At 70.1% G+C, this 17,282-nt stretch carries 17 protein-coding genes; 8 read left to right on the forward strand and 9 right to left on the reverse strand.

From position 1 onward, the window contains the following. Positions 1–17 precede the first annotated feature (17 nt). On the forward strand, positions 18–848 hold the full coding sequence (locus Q392_RS29910; protein WP_038218020.1) for an urease accessory protein UreD: 831 nt from the start codon (positions 18–20) through the stop codon (positions 846–848). Between the two features lie 146 nt (positions 849–994). Here Q392_RS29910 and urtE read toward each other — a convergent pair whose 3' ends face one another. From urtE to Q392_RS29945, 7 genes are all read right to left on the reverse strand, one after another. Then, complete coding sequence (urtE, locus tag Q392_RS29915; RefSeq protein WP_038218022.1) at positions 995–1,687, reverse strand: urea ABC transporter ATP-binding subunit UrtE; 693 nt, start codon at positions 1,685–1,687, stop codon at positions 995–997. Between the two features lie 171 nt (positions 1,688–1,858). Beyond that, complete coding sequence (gene urtD / locus Q392_RS29920) at positions 1,859–2,734, reverse strand: urea ABC transporter ATP-binding protein UrtD (RefSeq protein ID WP_038218025.1); 876 nt, start codon at positions 2,732–2,734, stop codon at positions 1,859–1,861. Then, complete coding sequence (gene urtC / locus Q392_RS29925; protein WP_038218027.1) at positions 2,731–3,882, reverse strand: urea ABC transporter permease subunit UrtC; 1,152 nt, start codon at positions 3,880–3,882, stop codon at positions 2,731–2,733. Before urtC ends, urtD begins: the two co-directional genes overlap by 4 nt. A 127-nt stretch (positions 3,883–4,009) precedes the next feature. Beyond that, a complete protein-coding gene (gene urtB / locus Q392_RS29930) occupies positions 4,010–5,536 on the reverse strand; it encodes an urea ABC transporter permease subunit UrtB (RefSeq protein ID WP_038218145.1) in 1,527 nt (508 codons plus the stop codon). Between the two features lie 219 nt (positions 5,537–5,755). Next, a complete protein-coding gene (gene urtA, locus Q392_RS29935; RefSeq protein WP_038218029.1) occupies positions 5,756–7,027 on the reverse strand; it encodes an urea ABC transporter substrate-binding protein in 1,272 nt (423 codons plus the stop codon). Positions 7,028–7,130: 103 nt separating this feature from the next. Continuing rightward, complete coding sequence (locus Q392_RS29940) at positions 7,131–8,144, reverse strand: response regulator transcription factor (protein ID WP_038218032.1); 1,014 nt, start codon at positions 8,142–8,144, stop codon at positions 7,131–7,133. Beyond that, positions 8,141–11,665: an ATP-binding protein gene (locus Q392_RS29945; RefSeq protein WP_245610864.1), complete on the reverse strand. Its 3,525-nt coding sequence runs from the start codon at positions 11,663–11,665 to the stop codon at positions 8,141–8,143. The genes Q392_RS29940 and Q392_RS29945 overlap by 4 nt, the downstream gene beginning before the upstream one ends. A gap of 72 nt (positions 11,666–11,737) precedes the next feature. On the opposite strand from Q392_RS29945, the gene Q392_RS29950 reads away from it, so the two are divergent. From Q392_RS29950 to Q392_RS29965, 4 genes are read left to right on the forward strand one after another with little or no spacing between them, the layout of a single operon-like run. Then, positions 11,738–12,040, forward strand: a complete 303-nt coding sequence (locus Q392_RS29950) for an urease subunit gamma (RefSeq protein WP_038218039.1) — start codon at positions 11,738–11,740, stop codon at positions 12,038–12,040. An 18-nt stretch (positions 12,041–12,058) separates the two neighbouring features. Next, positions 12,059–12,655 (forward strand): HupE/UreJ family protein, encoded by a 597-nt coding sequence (locus Q392_RS29955; protein WP_038218040.1) that lies wholly within the window; start codon positions 12,059–12,061, stop codon positions 12,653–12,655. A gap of 14 nt (positions 12,656–12,669) precedes the next feature. Then, a complete protein-coding gene (locus Q392_RS29960; protein ID WP_038218041.1) occupies positions 12,670–12,975 on the forward strand; it encodes an urease subunit beta in 306 nt (101 codons plus the stop codon). Further along, positions 12,976–14,721, forward strand: a complete 1,746-nt coding sequence (locus Q392_RS29965; protein WP_038218042.1) for an urease subunit alpha — start codon at positions 12,976–12,978, stop codon at positions 14,719–14,721. Positions 14,722–14,730: 9 nt separating this feature from the next. On the opposite strand, the gene Q392_RS29970 is transcribed toward Q392_RS29965, so the two are convergent. Beyond that, a complete protein-coding gene (locus tag Q392_RS29970; RefSeq protein WP_038218047.1) occupies positions 14,731–15,129 on the reverse strand; it encodes a type II toxin-antitoxin system death-on-curing family toxin in 399 nt (132 codons plus the stop codon). Next, a complete protein-coding gene (locus tag Q392_RS29975) occupies positions 15,126–15,353 on the reverse strand; it encodes an AbrB/MazE/SpoVT family DNA-binding domain-containing protein (RefSeq protein ID WP_038218048.1) in 228 nt (75 codons plus the stop codon). Before Q392_RS29975 ends, Q392_RS29970 begins: the two co-directional genes overlap by 4 nt. Before the next feature lie 70 nt (positions 15,354–15,423). Here Q392_RS29975 and ureE point away from each other — a divergent pair, with 70 nt between their 5' ends. The 3 genes from ureE to ureG all read left to right on the forward strand — a co-directional run. After that, positions 15,424–15,939 carry an urease accessory protein UreE gene (gene ureE, locus Q392_RS29980; protein ID WP_038218049.1) on the forward strand — a complete coding sequence of 172 codons (516 nt, stop codon included), beginning with the start codon at positions 15,424–15,426 and terminating at the stop codon, positions 15,937–15,939. A gap of 67 nt (positions 15,940–16,006) precedes the next feature. Further along, the gene (locus Q392_RS29985) at positions 16,007–16,753 is read left to right on the forward strand and encodes an urease accessory protein UreF (protein ID WP_084217495.1); all 747 of its coding nucleotides are present in this window, start codon (positions 16,007–16,009) and stop codon (positions 16,751–16,753) included. An 8-nt stretch (positions 16,754–16,761) separates the two neighbouring features. Continuing rightward, positions 16,762–17,282: urease accessory protein UreG (ureG, locus tag Q392_RS29990; RefSeq protein ID WP_038218050.1), on the forward strand; the 521-nt coding region annotated here is incomplete at its 3' end.

Genomic DNA, 17,282 nt, shown 5'->3' on the forward strand with positions numbered 1-17,282 from the left:
ACCGCCGCATCGCCCCCATGCCCTGGCACGCCTCGCTGGCACTGGACTATCGGCGGGAGGGCCCGCGCACGGTGGCGCACTTCCGCCACCAGGGGCCGCTGCGGCTGCTGCGCAGCCTCTACCCGGAAGGCGACGCCATCTGCCACAACGTGCTGGTGCATCCGCCGGGCGGCCTGGTGGGCGGCGACACGCTGGACATCCGCGTGCAGGCCGGCCCCGGCGCGCGCGGGCTGATCACCACGCCGGGCGCCACGCGCTTCTACCGCTGCGAGGCCGAGCCGGCGCGCCAGCGCACCGAGCTGGCGCTGGAGGCCGGCGCGCGCCTCGAATGGCTGCCGCAGGAGGCGCTGTGCTACCCCGGCTGCGACGCCGAGAACGCGCTGCGGCTGACGCTGGCCGAGGGCGCGGAGCTGATCGGCTGGGACGTCGCCGCGCTCGGCCTGCCCGCCGCCGGCCAGCCCTTCACCCGCGGGCAGCTGCGCCAGCACCTGGAGTGGCCCGGCCGCTGGCTGGAGCGCGGGCACATCGACGCGGGCGATGCGCGCCTGATGGACGGCCCGCTCGGCCTGGCCGGGCAGCGCTGCCTGGGCACGCTGTTCTGGCTGTGCGGCACGCCGCCGGCGCGCGCGCTGCGGGAGCAGGCGCTGGCGCTGGCGCGCGAGCGCATCGAGGCCAGCCCGCTGCGGCACAGCGCGGGCGCCACCGCCCTGCAGCCCGGCGTGGTGGTGGTGCGCGTGCTCGCGCCGCTGACCGAGCCGGCGATGCTGCTGCTGCGCGAAGTGCGCGCGGCCTGGCGCGCGGCGCTGTGGCAGCAGGACGGGCCGCCGCCGCGCATCTGGTCGACCTGAAGCCGATCAACTCGAAGCGCGCTCAACCATGACATCCGTTCACGCTGAGCTTGGCCTGTCCTGAGCTTGACGAAGGATCGAAGCGCCGCGCGAGGCTTCGACAAGCTCAGCCCGAACGGTTCTTGTCGATTGAACGCATATCCGTATCAGATGGCGACCAGCTGGCGAACGCCGCGCGCCTCCATGTCCTTGCCCTCGCCGCGGGCGATGACCTCGCCGCGTTCCATCACGAGGTAGTGGTCGGCCAGTTCCTGCGCGAAGTCGTAGTACTGCTCGCACAGCACGATCGCCATGTCGCCGCGCCCCGCCAGCATGCGGATCACGCGGCCGATGTCCTTGATGATGCTGGGCTGGATGCCCTCGGTGGGCTCGTCCAGGATCAGCAGCTTCGGGCCCGGCGCCAGCGCGCGCGCGATGGCGAGCTGCTGCTGCTGCCCGCCCGAGAGGTCGCCGCCGCGCCGGTGCAGCATCTGTTTGAGCACCGGGAACAGCTCGAACAGCGCCGGCGGGATCGGCGTGGAGGCGCTGCGGTAGGCCAGGCCCATGCGCAGGTTCTCCTCGACGGTGAGCCGCGCGAAGATCTCGCGCCCCTGCGGCACGAAGCCCATGCCGGCGCGGGCGCGCTCGTAGGGCGTCTTCCCGTGCACCGGCCGGCCGTCGAATTCGATGCTGCCGCTCTTGATGGGCACCAGGCCCATCAGCGACTTCAGCAGCGTCGTCTTGCCCACGCCGTTGCGCCCCAGCAGCACCGTGACCTCGCCCGGCCGCGCCTCGAAGCTCACGTCCCGCAGGATGTGCGAGCCGCCGTAGTACTGGTGGATGTTCCTGACGGTCAGCATGTCGAAGATCCGTGACGTCCCAAGCCGCCGGCAGCGCACGCCCCACAGGGGCACCGAAGGCCGCGGAGCAGGCCATGCGCGGACATCCGCGGGACTGGCTTCGCCAGACCGCAGGATGTGCCCCCTGAAAGGGGGTTGGCGAAGCGGAACGAAGTCCGCGAAGACTGGGGGTTATCTTCCAAGATACACCTCGATCACGCGCTCGTCGTTCTGCACCTCGTCGAGCGTACCCTCTGCCAGCACCGCGCCGTCGCACAGCACGGTGACCTTGCGCGAGATGGCGCGGATGAAGTGCATGTCGTGCTCCACCACCATCAGCGAGTGCCTGCCCTGCAGCGAGAGGAACAGCTCGGCCGTGCGCGCCGTCTCCTCGTCGGTCATGCCGGCCACCGGCTCGTCCAGCAGCAGCAGCTTCGGGTCCTGCATCAGCAGCATGCCGATCTCCAGCCACTGCTTCTGGCCGTGGCTGAGCAGGCCCGCCATGCGGTTCACGCTCGCGGCCAGGTGAATGGTGTGCAGCACCTCGGCCAGCCGGTCGGCCTGCGCCGAGTCGAGGCGGAAGCGCATCGAATGCCTGACGCCCTTGTCGGTCTTCAGCGCCAGCTCCAGGTTCTCGAACACGGTGAGCTGCTCGAACACCGTGGGCTTCTGGAACTTGCGGCCGATGCCCAGTTGCGCGATCTCGGCCTCGCGGTGGCGCAGCAGGTCGATGGTGCTGCCGAACCAGACGGTGCCGCTGTCGGGCCGCGTCTTGCCGGTGATGATGTCCATCATGGTCGTCTTGCCGGCGCCGTTGGGGCCGATGATGCAGCGCAGCTCGCCGGGCGCGATGTCCAGGCTCAGCCGGTTGATCGCCTTGAAGCCGTCGAAGCTGACGCTCACGTCCTCCAGGTACAGGATACGGCCGTGGGTCACGTCCACCTCGCCCGGCACGGCCGGGCGGCCGTAGCCGGCCTCGCGGCCGCCGGACTCGGTGCGGCCCGTGGGCGGCTGGCCGTGGTGCATCGCGTAGCGCGCGGCGCCGGCGTCCATCAGGTCGGGCGTCATGCCTTGGCCCCTCCTTGCGCTTCGGCGGCGGCGTCGGGCGCCTGCCTCTTCGCGCCGCGCCGCAGGCGCCGCACCAGGCCGACGATGCCGTCGGGCAGGAACAGCGTCACCGCGATGAACAGCGCACCCAGGAAGTACAGCCAGTACTCCGGCGCCACCACCGTCAGCCAGCTCTTGGCGCCGTTGACCAGGAAGGCGCCGACGATCGGGCCGACCAGCGTGGCGCGGCCGCCCACCGCCGTCCAGATCGCGATCTCGATGGAGGCGGCGGTGCTCATCTCGCCCGGGTTGATGATGCCCACCTGCGGCACGTACAGCGCGCCGGCCACGCCGCACATCATGGCCGAGATGACCCAGATGGCGAGCTTGTAGGGCAGCGGGTCATAGCCGCAGAACATGGTGCGCGACTCGGCGTCGCGGATGGCTTGCAGCACCCGGCCGAACTTGCTGCCCACGAGCCACTTCGCGAAGAGGAAGAAGCCCAGCAGCACCAGGCCGGTGAGCGCGAACAGCAGCATGCGCGCCTCGCGCGTGGCGATGGGCTGGCCCAGGATGCGCTTGAAGTCGGTAAAACCGTTGTTGCCGCCGAAGCCCGTCTCGTTGCGGAAGAACAGCAGCATCGCCGCGAAGGTCAGCGCCTGCGTGATGATCGAGAAGTACACGCCCTTGATGCGCGAGCGGAAGGCGAAGTACCCGAACACCAGCGCCAGCAGGCCGGGCACCGCCGCCACCATCAGCATCTGGAACACGAAGGAGTCGCTGAAGGTCCAGTGCCAGGGCAACTGCTTCCAGTCGAGGAAGACCATGAAGTCCGGCAGGTCGCTCTGGTAGTTGCCGTCGCGGCCGATCTGGCGCATGAGGTACATGCCCATCATGTAGCCGCCCAGCGCGAAGAACAGGCCGTGGCCCAGCGAGAGGATGCCGGTGTAGCCCCAGATCAGGTCCATCGCCAGCGCGCAGATGGCGTAGCACATGATCTTGCCCAGCAGCGCCACCGTGTAGTCGCTCATGTGAAACGGGCTGCCAGCGGGCACTGCGAGGTTGAGCACCGGCGCGAGCGCACACACCGCGATGAGGGCGATGAAGAAGGCAGTCCAGCCCTTGCCCGTCAGCAGCGGCGCCCTGGAAGGAAGGGAGATCGCGCTCATGGCAGCACGGGCAGCATGGGCAGAAACACTCGGCCAGGAACACCGCGGAACCGGCTTTGCCGGGCCGCTGGTGTTGCCCCCTTGAGGGGGGATTCGAGCACACGAAGTGAGCGAGAAACGGGGGTGGTCATGCTTCTCGGCCCTTGATCGCGAAGATGCCCTGCGGCCGCTTCTGGATGAACACGATGATGAACACGAGCACGGCGATCTTGGCCAGCACCGCGCCGGCCCACCCTTCGATGAACTTGTTGAGGATGCCCAGCCCCAGCGCGGCGTACACGGTGCCGGCGAGCTGGCCGACGCCGCCCAGCACCACCACCATGAAGCTGTCGACGATGTAGCCCTGCCCCAGGTCGGGCCCGACGTTGCCGATCTGGCTGAGCGCGCAGCCGGCCAGCCCGGCGATGCCCGAGCCGAGCGCGAAGGCGTAGGTGTCGATGCGCGCGGTGTTCACGCCCATGCAGGAGGCGATGGGCCGGTTCTGCGTGACGCCGCGCACGAACAGGCCCAGCCGCGTGCGGCCGATCAGCCAGCCCATCGCCAGCAGCACCAGCGCGGCGAAGACGATGATGCCGATGCGGTTCCAGGGCAGCGTGAGGTTGTTCATGAGCTGCACGCCGCCGCTCATCCACGAGGGGTTCTCCACGCCCACGTTCTGCGCGCCGAAGAGCGAGCGCACCCCCTGCTGCAGCATCAGGCTGATGCCCCAGGTGGCCAGCAGCGTCTCCAGCGGGCGGCCGTAGAGGAAGCGGATCACGCCGCGCTCCAGCACCGCGCCCACCAGCGCCGAGGCGAGGAAGGAGGCAGGGATCGCCGCCACCAGGTACCAGCCGAACAGCGACTCGGGCAGGAAGCGCTGGAACAGCCCCTGCATCACATAGGTAGCGTAGGCGCCGATCATGATCAGCTCGCCGTGCGCCATGTTGATCACGCCCATCAGCCCGTAGGTGATGGCCAGGCCCAGCGCGGCCAGCAGCAGCACCGAGCCGAGGCTGACGCCGCTGAAGATGGCGGCCAGGCGCTCGCCCCACACGAGCGAGGCGTCGATGGCGGCGATGGCCGACTTCAGCGCGGCCTGCACCTGCGCATCGGTCTCGGACGCGAGGCGCTCGTTGAGCAGCAGCTTGGTGTCCGGGCTCCTGCTGTCGGCCAGCAGCTTCGCGGCCTCCAGGCGGCGCGCCTGGTCTTCGCTGCCGATCAGGGCCGCGGCGCGGGCCATCTCCAGCCGCGCCTTCACGGCGCTGCTGCGCTCGGCGGCCAGCGCCTTCTCGATCAGCGGCAGGCGCGAGGCGTCGGGGTCCTTGAACAGCGCCCCGGCCGCCTGCGCCCGCGCCTGCTCGTCGGGGCTGGCCAGCCGCAGCGCGGCCAGGGCCGCGTCGAGCGCGCCGCGCATGTAGTTGTTGTTGACCACGTCCTCGGCGTCGTCGGGCACCGCCACCTCGGCGCCGCTCACCGGGTCGTAGCCCTTGTCGCCGCGGATGACGAAGACCTGCCCGCCCGCCACCTTCACCGCGTCGTCGGCCAGGGCCTGGATGAAGGCGGCGGTCTTCTCGTCGGCGTCGAGCACCGCCTGGTTGAGCGCCGCCACGCGCTCCTCGCTGTCGCCGTCGGCGATGGCGCGCGCCTGCCCGGCGGTGAGGGCCTGGGCCTGCATGGCCCCACCCAGCCACAGGGCGAGCAGCAGATACAGGAAGGAGCGAAAAGACAGCTTCACGACGTGGAGTGCAACAGGACGAACGACCCCATCAGAAGGCCGCGGAGCAGGCCATGCGGGAACCGCCGCGGAACTGGCTCTGCCAGGCCGCTGGCGGTGCCCCCTTGAGGGGGGATTGCATCGGCCACACGCAGTGAGGCCGATGCAAACGGGGGTGGGTCACACCTTCGACTTGCCGTCCGGCTCGTCCTTCTTCTTGTCGTTGCCCTCGATGAACGGGCTCCACGGCTGGGCCCTGATCGGCTCCTTGGTCTTCCACACCACGCTGAACTGGCCGTCGGCCTTGATCTCGCCGATGAGTACCGGCTTGTGCAGGTGGTGGTTCTTCTCGTCCATCTTCACGGTGAAGCCGTCCGGCGCCTTGAAGGTCTGGCCGGCCATGGCGGCGATCACCTTGTCGGTGTCGGTGCTCTTGGCCTTCTCCACCGCCTGCTTCCACATGTGGATGCCGATGTAGGTGGCCTCCATCGGGTCGTTGGTCAGCGGCTTGTCGGCCTGGCCGGGCAGCTTCCTGGCCTTGGCGTAGTCGCTCCACGTCTTGATCCACGCCGTGTTGGCCGGGTTCTTCACCGACATGAAGTAGTTCCACGCCGCCAGGTGGCCCACCAGCGGCTTGGTGTCGACGCCGCGCAGCTCTTCCTCGCCGACCGAGAAGGCGACCACCGGCACGTCCTTGGCCTTCAGGCCGGCGTTGCCCAGCTCCTTGTAGAAGGGCACGTTGGAGTCGCCGTTGATGGTGGAGATCACCGCCGTCTTGCCGCCCTGGCTGAACTTCTTGATGTCGGCCACGATGGTCTGGTAGTCGCTGTGGCCGAAGGGGGTGTACTTCTCGTCGATGTCGGCATCCTTCACGCCCTTGCTCTTGAGGAAGGCGCGCAGGATCTTGTTGGTGGTGCGCGGGTACACGTAGTCGGTTCCCAGCAGCACGAAGCGCTTGGCGCCGCCGCCCTCCTTGCTCATCAGGTACTCGACCGCGGGAATGGCCTGCTGGTTGGGCGCGGCGCCGGTGTAGAAGACGTTCTTCGACAGCTCCTCGCCCTCGTACTGCACGGGGTAGAACAAGAGGCCGTTCATCTCCTCGACCACCGGCAGCACCGACTTGCGCGACACGCTGGTCCAGCAGCCGAAGATCACCGCCACCTTGTCCTGGCCGAGCAGCTGCTTGGTCTTCTCGGCGAACAGCGGCCAGTTGGAGGCCGGGTCCACCACCACGGGCTCCAGCTTCTTGCCCATCACGCCGCCCTTGGCGTTGATCTCGTCGATGGTCATCAGCGCCATGTCCTTGAGCGCCGTCTCCGAGATGGCCATGGTGCCCGAGAGCGAGTGCAGGATGCCGACCTTGATGGTGTCGGCCGCGAAGGCCGGCGCGGCGCCCAGGCTCGCGAGGGCGACGCCGGCAGTCAGCGCCTTGAGGGTGAAACGACGTTGCATGAGCTCTTTCTCCAGGGGGTGAAAACGTGGAGGCAGTCTCAGTTGAACGACGTATGGCGCAAATACGCCGGGTGGCGTACGCGCGGCGCGGCGGCAGCCGCCGCTACACCTCGAAGTGCGGCTGGATCATGCGGATGCGCTTGATCGCCACGCCCGCCGCCGCGGTGCGCGTCTCCACGCCCAGCTTCACGAACACGCGCTCCAGATGCTTCTTGGCGGTGGCCGGGCTGCTGCCGAGGATCTCGCCGATGTCCTTGTTGGTCTTGCCCTTGACCACCCAGTACAGCACCTCGGCCTCGCGCGCGGTGAGCTTCAGGGCCAGGCTCATCGCCTCGATGACGGCGGCGTCGCTCACCTCGCGGATGATGATGAGCCAGTCGCCCGCGGCACCTCCTTCCTCCTCGCCGTCGCCGGTCTGCCGGTGCAGCCGCAGCTGCAGGTACTGCGCGCCGTGCTCGATCTTCAGCGGCGGCGGCTCCACGCCCTGGCGCGTGCCGGGCAGGTGGGTTCGCAGCCAGTCCACCACCGCGGGCGGCGTGTGCGGCGCCGCGGTGCCGCAGTAGCGCGCCAGCAGCTCGCGCGCCAGCGAGGTCTGCCAGATCAGGCGCCCCTGCGGCATGCGCACGGTGATGCTGGCGTAGCCGAAGGCGTCCAGCGCGTTGCGCGCCTGGCCGGCCTGCCGCGCCTGCTGGCGCGCGGCGCGGGCGCCCTGCAGGTGCACGTTCATGCGGGCCAGCACCTCGCGAGGCTTGAGCGGCTTGGTCACGTAGTCCACGCCGCCGGCCTCCAGCGCGGCGACCAGGTGCTCGGTCTCGGTCAGGCCGGTCATGAAGACGATGGGGATGTGGGCGGTGGCCGCATCGGCCTTCAGGCGCCGCGCGACCTCGAAGCCGTCCATGCCCGGCATCATGGCGTCGAGCAGCACGATGTCGGGCTGGGCCTGCGCGGCGCGCGCCAGCGCCGCCTCGCCGCTGGTGGCCACCAGCACCGTGTAGCCCGACTCGTCCAGGGCATCGTGCAGCAGGGCCAGGTTGTCGGGGACGTCGTCGACGACCAGCACCAGGTCGCCGCGGGCGGTCTGCTCTCGCAGGCTGGCGGCCAGCGGCGGCGCGGTCATGGCGCGACCTCCGCGCCGGCCAGGGCGCGCTGGATGGCCTCGGCCTGCGCCTCGAAGCGGAACTGCTTCGCCAGCGCGCGCTGGCGCCCGGTCCAGTCGGCGCAGTCGGGGCGCGCGGCGTCGATGGCGTCGAGCTGCGCCAGGATGCCGCGCAGGTAGCCGAGGCCGACGGCCTCCTCCAGTTGGCGCAGCAGGTGTACGTCGGGCACGGCGCCCTGCGGGGCGGGCCGCGCGGGCGGCGCGGCCGCGGCCGTCCAGCGCAGGCCGAGCCGGCGCTCCAGCCAGTCCAGCAGCTCGCTGTGGCGCACGGGCTTGACGAAGAAGTCCTCCGGCGCGATGCCGACGTCGTTCTCGAGCCGCTTGTCGAAGGCGTTGGCCGAGACGATCGCCGCGTGGCCCGTCCAGCCGAGCGCGCGGGCGCGGCGCAGCGTCTCCCAGCCGTCGATGCCGGGCATCGCCAGGTCCACGAACAGGGCGTCGGGGCGGTGGCCAGCGGCCAGCAGGTCGAGCGCGTCGTGGCCGCTGGCGGCGGTGCGCAGCGCGAAGCCCAGGGGCTCGAGCAGGTGGACCAGGAGCTGCCGGTCGGTCTCCTCGTTGTCCACCACCAGCAGCTGGCGGCGTTCGCCTTCGTAGCCGCGGCGCACCGCGGCCTGCGGCGGGGCGGCCGGGCGGGCCGCAGGCGCCTCGTGCACGCGCGGCAGGAACAGGCGCACGCTGAACACCGAGCCGCGCCCGGGCTCGCTGCGCGCCCGCATCTCGCCACCCATCAGGTCGGCCAGCATCTTGGCCATCGTCAGGCCCAGGCCCGCGCCGGCGGCGCCGGCCGCGGACTGGCCGCGCGCGAAGGGCTCGAAGATGCGCGACAGCTCGGCCTCGTTCATGCCGGGGCCGGTGTCCTCGATCTCCAGCGTGGCGATCTCGCGCGCGTAGCCGGCGCGCAGCACGACCTGGCCGCGCGCGGTGAACTTGATGGCGTTGCCCAGCAGGTTGATGAGGATCTGGCGCACGCGCTTCTCGTCGGCACGCACCAGCTCCGGCAGCGCCGGGTCGGGCTCGAAGCGGAAGGCCAGGCCCTTCTCGCTGGCCTGCAGCTCGAACATCTCGGCCAGTTCCTGCAGCAGGCCGACGAAGCGCATCGGCCGCGCCTGCAGGGTCAGCTTGCCGGCCTCGATGTGGGCCAGGTCGAGCGTGCCCTCGATCAGCGAGAGCAGGTGCTCGCCGCCGCGCTGGATGACGGCCACCGCCTGGCGCCGGTGCGGCGGGACGGCGGCGTCCTCGCCCATGAGCTGCGCGTAGCCGAGGATGGAATTGAGCGGCGTGCGCAGCTCGTGGCTGATCGCGCTGATGTAGCGGCTCTTGGCCTGGTTGGCCGCTTCGGCGGCGCGGCGCGCCTCTTCCGCGTGCTGCTTGGCGGCCTGCAGGGCGCGGTCGGTCTCGCGGTGCGACTCGATCTCGCGCATCAGCAGGTGGGTCTGGCGGTTGGACTCCTCCTGCGCCACCTTGCGGCTCTGGTGCGCCAGCACCAGCCACCAGGCGACGATGCCGGCGATGAGCAGCAGCGCCATGTACGCCTTGAGGAAGCCGCCGCGCAGCGCGCCGGCCGCGTCGGCCGGGGTGCTTTCGGCCAGCGCGCGCAGCTCCTGCTGGTAGAACACCCCGAACACCGCCGCCAGCAGCGGCACCACGATCAGCATGAGCAGCAGGAAGTGGCCGAGCCCGGTCTCGACATAGGGCCACACGCGGCGCGGCAGCAGCCAGCGCAGCATGCCGGACCATTGCGCGGCCAGGCTCGCGTGCGGCTTGCACAGGTCGCCGCAGCGCGCGTCGAGCGTGCAGCACAGCGAGCAGATGTCGCCCTGGTAGGCGGGGCAGTGGGCCATGTCCGGCCCCTCGTACTCGCGTTCACAGATCGTGCAGCGGCGCAGGGCCAGGCTGGCGGGGGCGGCTTCGACGCGAGCCCAGTGCACCTCCACGCCGCGGGCCGGCCCTTCGACAGGCTCAGGGCGAACGGCTGGTGGATCGCCGGGCGTCCGGGCCAGGTAATAGCGCCCCTTCGTCGCCCAGGCGATCAGCGGCGCCGCGACGAAGGCGGTGGCCAGCGCGATCACCGCCGAGAACGCCTCCGCCATCGGCCCGAAGACGCCCAGGTACGCCGTGATCGACAGCGCCGAGGCCAGCGCCATCGCGCCCACGCCGACCGGGTTGATGTCCCACAGGTGCGCGCGCTTGAACTCGATGCCCGGCGGCGACAGGCCCAGCGGCTTGTTGACCACCAGGTCGGCCACCACCGCCATCATCCAGGCGATGGCGATGTTGGCGTACAGCCCCAGCACCGCGCCCAGCGCCTCGAACACGTTCATCTCCATCAGCATGAAGGCGATGAGCGTGTTGAACACCACCCACACCACCCGGCCGGGGTGGCTGTGGGTGACGCGAGAGAAGAAGTTGCTCCATGCCAGCGAGCCGGCATACGCGTTGGTGACGTTGATCTTGAGCTGCGAGATCACCACGAACAGCGCCGTGGCCGCCACCGCCCAGCCGTAGTGCGGGAAGACGTACTCGTAGGCCACCAGGTACATCTGGTTCGGGTCCACCGCCCGCTCGGCCGGCACCATGTGGCTGATGGCCAGCCAGGCCAGCAGCGCGCCGCCCAGCATCTTGACCACGCCCAGCACCACCCAGCCCGGCCCGCCGGCCAGCACGCCCAGCCACCAGCGGCCCCGGTTGGCGGCGGTGCGCGCGGGCATGAAGCGCAGGTAGTCGGCCTGCTCGCCCATCTGCGTGATGAGCGCGATGCCAACCGTGAGCGCCGCACCAAACAGGGGCAGATGGAAGGCGGCCGACCCGCCCTTTTCACCACCATAGTGCGTGATGCCAACGAACGCACCGGGATCGCGCACCAGCACGAAGGCGAAGGGCACCACCAGCATCAAGAGCCAGACCGGCTGCGTCCACACCTGCAGCCGGCTGATGGCCGAGACGCCGTGCGTCACCAGCGGGATGACCACCAGCGCGCAGGCCAGGTAGCCCCAGGCCGGCGGGATGCCCAGCGCCAGATCCAGCGCGTAGGCCATCACGGCCGCCTCCAGCGCGAAGAAGATGAAGGTGAAGCTGGCGTAGATCAGCGAGGTGAGCGTCGAGCCTATGTAGCCGAAGCCGGCGCCGCGGGTGAGCAGGTCCATGTCCACCCCGTAGCGCGCGGCGTACACGCTGATGGGCAGCCCCGCCAGGAAGATGATCAGCCCCGTCGCCAGGATCGCCCAGAAGGCGTTGGCGAAGCCGTACTGCACCAGCAGCGTGGCACCCACCGCCTCCAGGATCAGGAAGGAGGCGGCGCCGAAGGCGGTGTTGGCGACCCGCCACTCCGACCACCTGCGGAAGCGCTGCGGCGTGAACCGCAGGGCGTAGTCCTCCAGCGTCTCGCGCGCGACCCAGGCGTTGTAGTCGCGCCGGACCTTGACCACGCGCTGGGGCGCGCCGTCGGCGCTGGCGTCGGCGATCGGTGGGGCGGGCGAACTCACGCCCTGCCGGTGCAACTGCCGTGCCACGGCACGGGTGTTGCAAGAAGGCGGGGCTGCACCCGATCATCGACCATGGAACTCACGCCCCGAGAGAAAGACAAGCTGCTGATCTTCACCGCCGCCCTGCTGGCCGAGCGGCGCAAGGCACGCGGGCTGAAGCTGAACTACCCCGAGGCCGTCGCGCTGATCTCCGCCGCCGTGATGGAGGGCGCCCGCGACGGCCGCAGCGTGGCCGAGCTGATGAGCGAGGGCCGCGCCGTGCTCACCCGCGAAGACGTGATGGAGGGCGTGCCCGAGATGATCCCCGACATCCAGGTCGAGGCCACCTTCCCGGATGGGACGAAACTCGTCACCGTCCACCAACCCATCGTCTGAACCCGGAGACTTCACGCCATGCGCCTTGCCCGCCCCGCCCTCGCCCTGCTGCTGACCGCCGCTGCGCTGCCCGCCCTGGCCCACACCGGCGCCGATGCCGGCACGCACCACCACGGCTTCCTGGCCGGCTTCATGCACCCGCTCACCGGCGTCGATCACCTGGCTGCGATGCTGGCCGTCGGCCTGTGGAGCGCCCTGGCGGCGCGCAACGGCCGCGAGCTGCTGGCCGCGCCGCTGGGCTTCGCGGCCATGCTGCTGGCCGGCGCGCTGATGGGGCTGGCCGGCGTGGCGCTGCCGGCGGTGGAGCCGATGATCGCGGCCTCGCTGCTGGTGCTGGGGCTGCTGGTGTTCACGCGCAGGCGCCTGCCCGCCCTCGTCTCGGCGGCGCTCGTCGGCGTGTTCGCCGTCTTCCACGGCCTGGCGCACGGGCAGGAGCTGGCCGGCGAATCCGATGCCGCGCTGACGCTGGCCGGCATGCTGGCCGCCACCGTGCTGCTGCATGCCGCCGGCATCGGCCTGGGTTGGGCGCTGCGCCATGCCAACCGCTGGCTGCCGCGCCTGGCCGGTGTGGCGGTCGCCCTGCTGGGCGCCGCGCTGCTGGGCGGCGTGGCCTGAGCCGGGGCAGGGCGATGATTCCCGGCGAACTGCTCGTCGACGACGGCGACCACGGCCTCAACCCCGGCCGCCGCACCCTGGCGATGGTGGTGAGGAACACCGCCGACCGGCCGATCCAGGTCGGCTCGCACTACCACTTCGCCGAGACCAACGGCGCGCTCGACTTCGACCGCGGCGCCGCGCGCGGCATGCGCCTGAACATCGCCTCCGGCACCGCCGTGCGCTTCGAGCCCGGCCAGCAGCGCACCGTCGAACTGGTGGACTACGCGGGCGAACGCACCGTGTACGGCTTTCGCGCGCTCGTGCAAGGAAAACTCTGAATGGCAACGATCGAACGCCGCGCCTACGCGGAGATCTTCGGCCCCACGGTGGGCGACCGCGTGCGCCTGGCCGACACCGGCCTCGTCATCGAGGTCGAGCAGGACTTCACCCTGCGCGCCGGCGGCTACGGCGAGGAAGTCAAGTTCGGCGGCGGCAAGACCATCCGCGACGGCATGGCGCAAAGCCAGCGCACGCGGGCCGAGGGCGCGGTCGACACGGTGCTGACCAACGCGCTGATCCTCGACCACTGGGGCATCGTCAAGGCCGACATCGGCCTGAAGGACGGCCGCATCGCCGCCATCGGCAAGGCCGGCAACCCCGATACGCAGCCCGGCGTGGACATCGTCATCGGCCCCGGCACCGAGGTCATCAGTTGCGAAGGCAACATCGTCACCGCCGGCGGCATCGACAGCCACATCCACTTCATCTGCCCGCAGCAGATCGAAGAGGCGCTGGCCAGCGGCGTGACCACCATGCTCGGCGGCGGCACCGGCCCGGCCACCGGCACCTTCGCCACCACCTGCACCCCCGGCCCCTGGCACATCGAGCGCATGCTGCAGGCGGCCGACGCCTTCCCGATGAACCTGGGCTTCCTCGGCAAGGGCAACGCCAGCCTGCCGGCTGCGCTGCACGAGCAGGTGCACGCCGGCGTGATCGGCCTGAAGCTGCACGAGGACTGGGGCACCACGCCCGCCGCCATCGACAACTGCCTGGCCGTCGCCGAACTGGAGGACGTGCAGGTGGCGATCCACTCCGACACGCTCAACGAGTCGGGCTTCGTCGAGAACACCATCGCAGCGACGAAGGGCCGCGCGCTGTGCGCCTTCCACACCGAGGGCGCCGGCGGCGGCCATGCGCCCGACATCCTGAAGGTGGTGGGCGAGGCGAACTTCCTGCCCTCCTCCACCAACCCCACGATGCCCTACACGCGCAACACGCTGGACGAGCACGTGGACATGCTGATGGTGTGCCACCACCTCGATGCAGCCATTGCCGAGGACCTGGCCTTCGCCGAATCGCGCATCCGCAAGGAGACCATCGCCGCCGAGGACATCCTGCACGACATCGGCGCCATCAGCATGATGAGCAGCGACTCGCAGGCCATGGGCCGCGTGGGCGAGGTCGTCATCCGCACCTGGCAGACGGCGCACAAGATGAAGGCCCAGCGCGGGTGGCTCGCCCCCGATGCCGTTCGCGCCGAGCCCGTCGAAGCGCTTTCCCGCAACGACAACTTCCGCGCCAAGCGCTACGTCGCCAAGTACACGATCAACCCCGCCATCGCGCACGGCATCAGCCACGAGGTGGGCAGCCTGGAAGCGGGCAAGTGGGCCGACATCGTCATCTGGAAGCCGGCCTTCTTCGGCGTCAAGCCCTTCTGCATCCTCAAGGGCGGCAGCATCGCACTGGCCGCGATGGGCGACCCCAACGCCAGCATCCCCACGCCGCAGCCGGTGCACTACCGCCCCATGTTCGGCGCCTTCGCGGGCAGCAATGCGAGGAGCAGCCTCAGCTTCGTCTCGGAGGCGGCGCTGGCGGCCGGCGTGAAGGAGCGTTACGGCCTGGCCAAGACGCTCAGCGCGGTGAAGAACATCCGCAACGTGCGCAAGAAGGACCTGGTCCACAACGGCCTCTCGCCGAAGATGGAGATCGATCACCAGACCTACGCCGTGCGCGCCGACGGCGTGCTGCTGACCTGCGAGCCGGCGACGGTGCTGCCGATGGCGCAGCGGTACTTTCTGTTTTGAGCGTGGCCTTCAATGCCGCTCGGCATGCGCCCGGATCCAGGCCGCCAATGCATCTTCTTCCAGTTGGCCGGCCGCCAGTTGCAGGATCGTCGTCACACAATCCTCGTCGCCGGCAGTGAGCGACCAGCCGTTGAGTTCGAGAAAGACCTCCATCGCCACGAATGCCGCACGCTTGTTGCCATCGACAAAAGGATGATTGCGTGCCAGGCCGAAGGCATAGCTGGCAGCCAGGTCCGCCACATCGGGAGTGCCATACAGCGCACGATGCTGCGGGCGAGCCAGCGCGGACTCGAGCATGCCCGGATCGCGCACGCCGCCCGGCCCGCCATGCTCGGCCAGTTGCTCCTCGTGCGCGGCCAGGATCAGGCGCGTGCCCAGCCACACCCAGCTTTCGTTGGCTGCGCTCATTTGGCCAGTTCCCGCAGCACGTTCCGGCGCTTCTTCATGACGCGGCGGGCCGCCTCCATCTGCCGCGCGAATTCATCGTCGTACGGCGAGAGGTGGTAACCCCCCGCGGCCATCTTGGTGACATACACGGTATCGCCCTTGCCAACATTCATGTCCGCCAGCATTTCCTTGGGGAAGATCACCCCGGTGGAATTTCCGATCTGGGTCAACTTGAGTGCGGACATGGCAGGCCTCGACGCGTGAAGTTATAACAATCGTTATATTATTCCTTCCTGCCATCTTCCGCAACCGCCCATGCTCATCGCCAACAAACTCATGCCCCAGGGCCGCGGCCTCGCGCCCGTGCTGCTCAAGCGCGCCGCCACCGTCGAGCTCGACTGGGACGTGCGCCAGAAGAGCCGCTTCGACGCCACCGACTCGCAGGGCCGGCAGATCGGCGTGTTCCTGCCGCGCGGCACGGCCGTGCGCGGGAGCGACGTGCTGGTGGCCGAGGACGGCTCGCTGATCCGAGTGATCGCAGCGCCGCAGGCGGTGCTGCGCATCACGCACTGCGGCGAGCACGGCACGCCCTTCGACCTGACGCGCGCCGCCTACCACCTGGGCAACCGGCATGTGCCGATCGAGCTCACGCCCGGCCATCTGCAGATCGAGCCCGATCACGTGCTGGCCGACATGCTGCGCGCGATGCACCTGATCGTGACCGAGGTACAGGCGCCCTTCGAACCCGAGGGCGGCGCCTACGGCGGCCATGTGACGAACCACAACGGCCATGGACACCATCACCATCATGGGCATGATCACGGGCACTGATGCCACGCCGCCCAACGGGTTGGCTCCTCTCCCCGCTGGGGAGAGGCGGGGGGAGGGGCCAACGGCGATGGATGCGGAGCCGGCGCACCAGCCGCCGCGTGGCCCTCACCCTGGCCCTCTCCCAGAGGGAGAGGGAGAAGGAAGGCGGGACGGGAGAACGCTGCTGCAGTTGATCTGGCTCGCCTCGCCGGCGTTGCCGGTGGGCGGCTTCTCGTATTCCGAGGGCGTGGAGGCCGCCGTGGAATGGGCCGGCGTGCGCGGCGAGGCCGATGCCGCCGGCTGGCTGGCCGACCAGCTTCACCTGAGCCTGGCGCCGGCCGACCTCGCCGTCGTGGCCGAAGCCATCCGCGCCTGGCAGGCCGGCGACGGCGAGCGCGTCCGCGCGCTCAACACCTGGGTGCTCGCCACCCGCGAGTCCGCCGAGTTCCTGCTGCAGACCGAGCAGATGGGCCGCTCCTTCCTCGAATGGCTCAAGCTGCATCACACGGATGCCGCCGCCTGCTTCGACGGCCTGCCGGCGACCTACCCCGTGGCCTTTGCCTTCGCCGCCGCGAGGAGCGGCGCCGGCGTGGCCGACGGCTGCCTGGCCTACGCCTTCGGCTGGGCCGAGAACATGACCGCCGCCGCCGTGAAGGCCGTGCCGCTGGGCCAGAGCGCCGGCCAGCGCATCCTGGCGCGGCTGGCGCGCGAGATCCCTGCCGCCGTGCAGGACGCGCTGGCCCGCACCGACGACACGCGCCAGGCCTTCAGCCCGATGCTCGCCGTCCTCTCGGCGCGGCACGAGACCCAGTATTCCCGACTCTTCCGCAGTTGAGCCGCACCATGACCACCGCCGCCACCTCCTCCGCCCTGCACCACATCCCGAACCGCACCAAGAAGCTGCCGCCGCTGCGCGTGGGCATCGGCGGCCCCGTCGGCTCCGGCAAGACCACGCTGCTGGAGATGCTGTGCAAGGCGATGCGCGAGCGCTACGACCTCGTCGCCATCACCAACGACATCTACACCAAGGAAGACCAGCGCCTGCTCACCGTCAGCGGCGCGCTGCCGGCCGAGCGCATCATGGGCGTGGAGACCGGCGGCTGCCCGCACACCGCGATCCGCGAAGACGCCTCGATCAACCTCGAGGCCATCGACCGCATGCTGGCCGACTTCCCGGACGCGGACATCGTCTTCGTCGAGAGCGGCGGCGACAACCTGGCCGCCACCTTCAGCCCCGAGCTCTCGGACCTGACCATCTACGTGATCGACGTCGCCGCCGGCGAGAAGATCCCGCGCAAGGGCGGCCCCGGCATCACCAAGAGCGACCTGTTCGTCATCAACAAGACCGACCTGGCCCCGCACGT

The organism is Xenophilus azovorans DSM 13620 (assembly GCF_000745855.1).
GTDB lineage: Bacteria > Pseudomonadota > Gammaproteobacteria > Burkholderiales > Burkholderiaceae_C > Xenophilus > Xenophilus azovorans.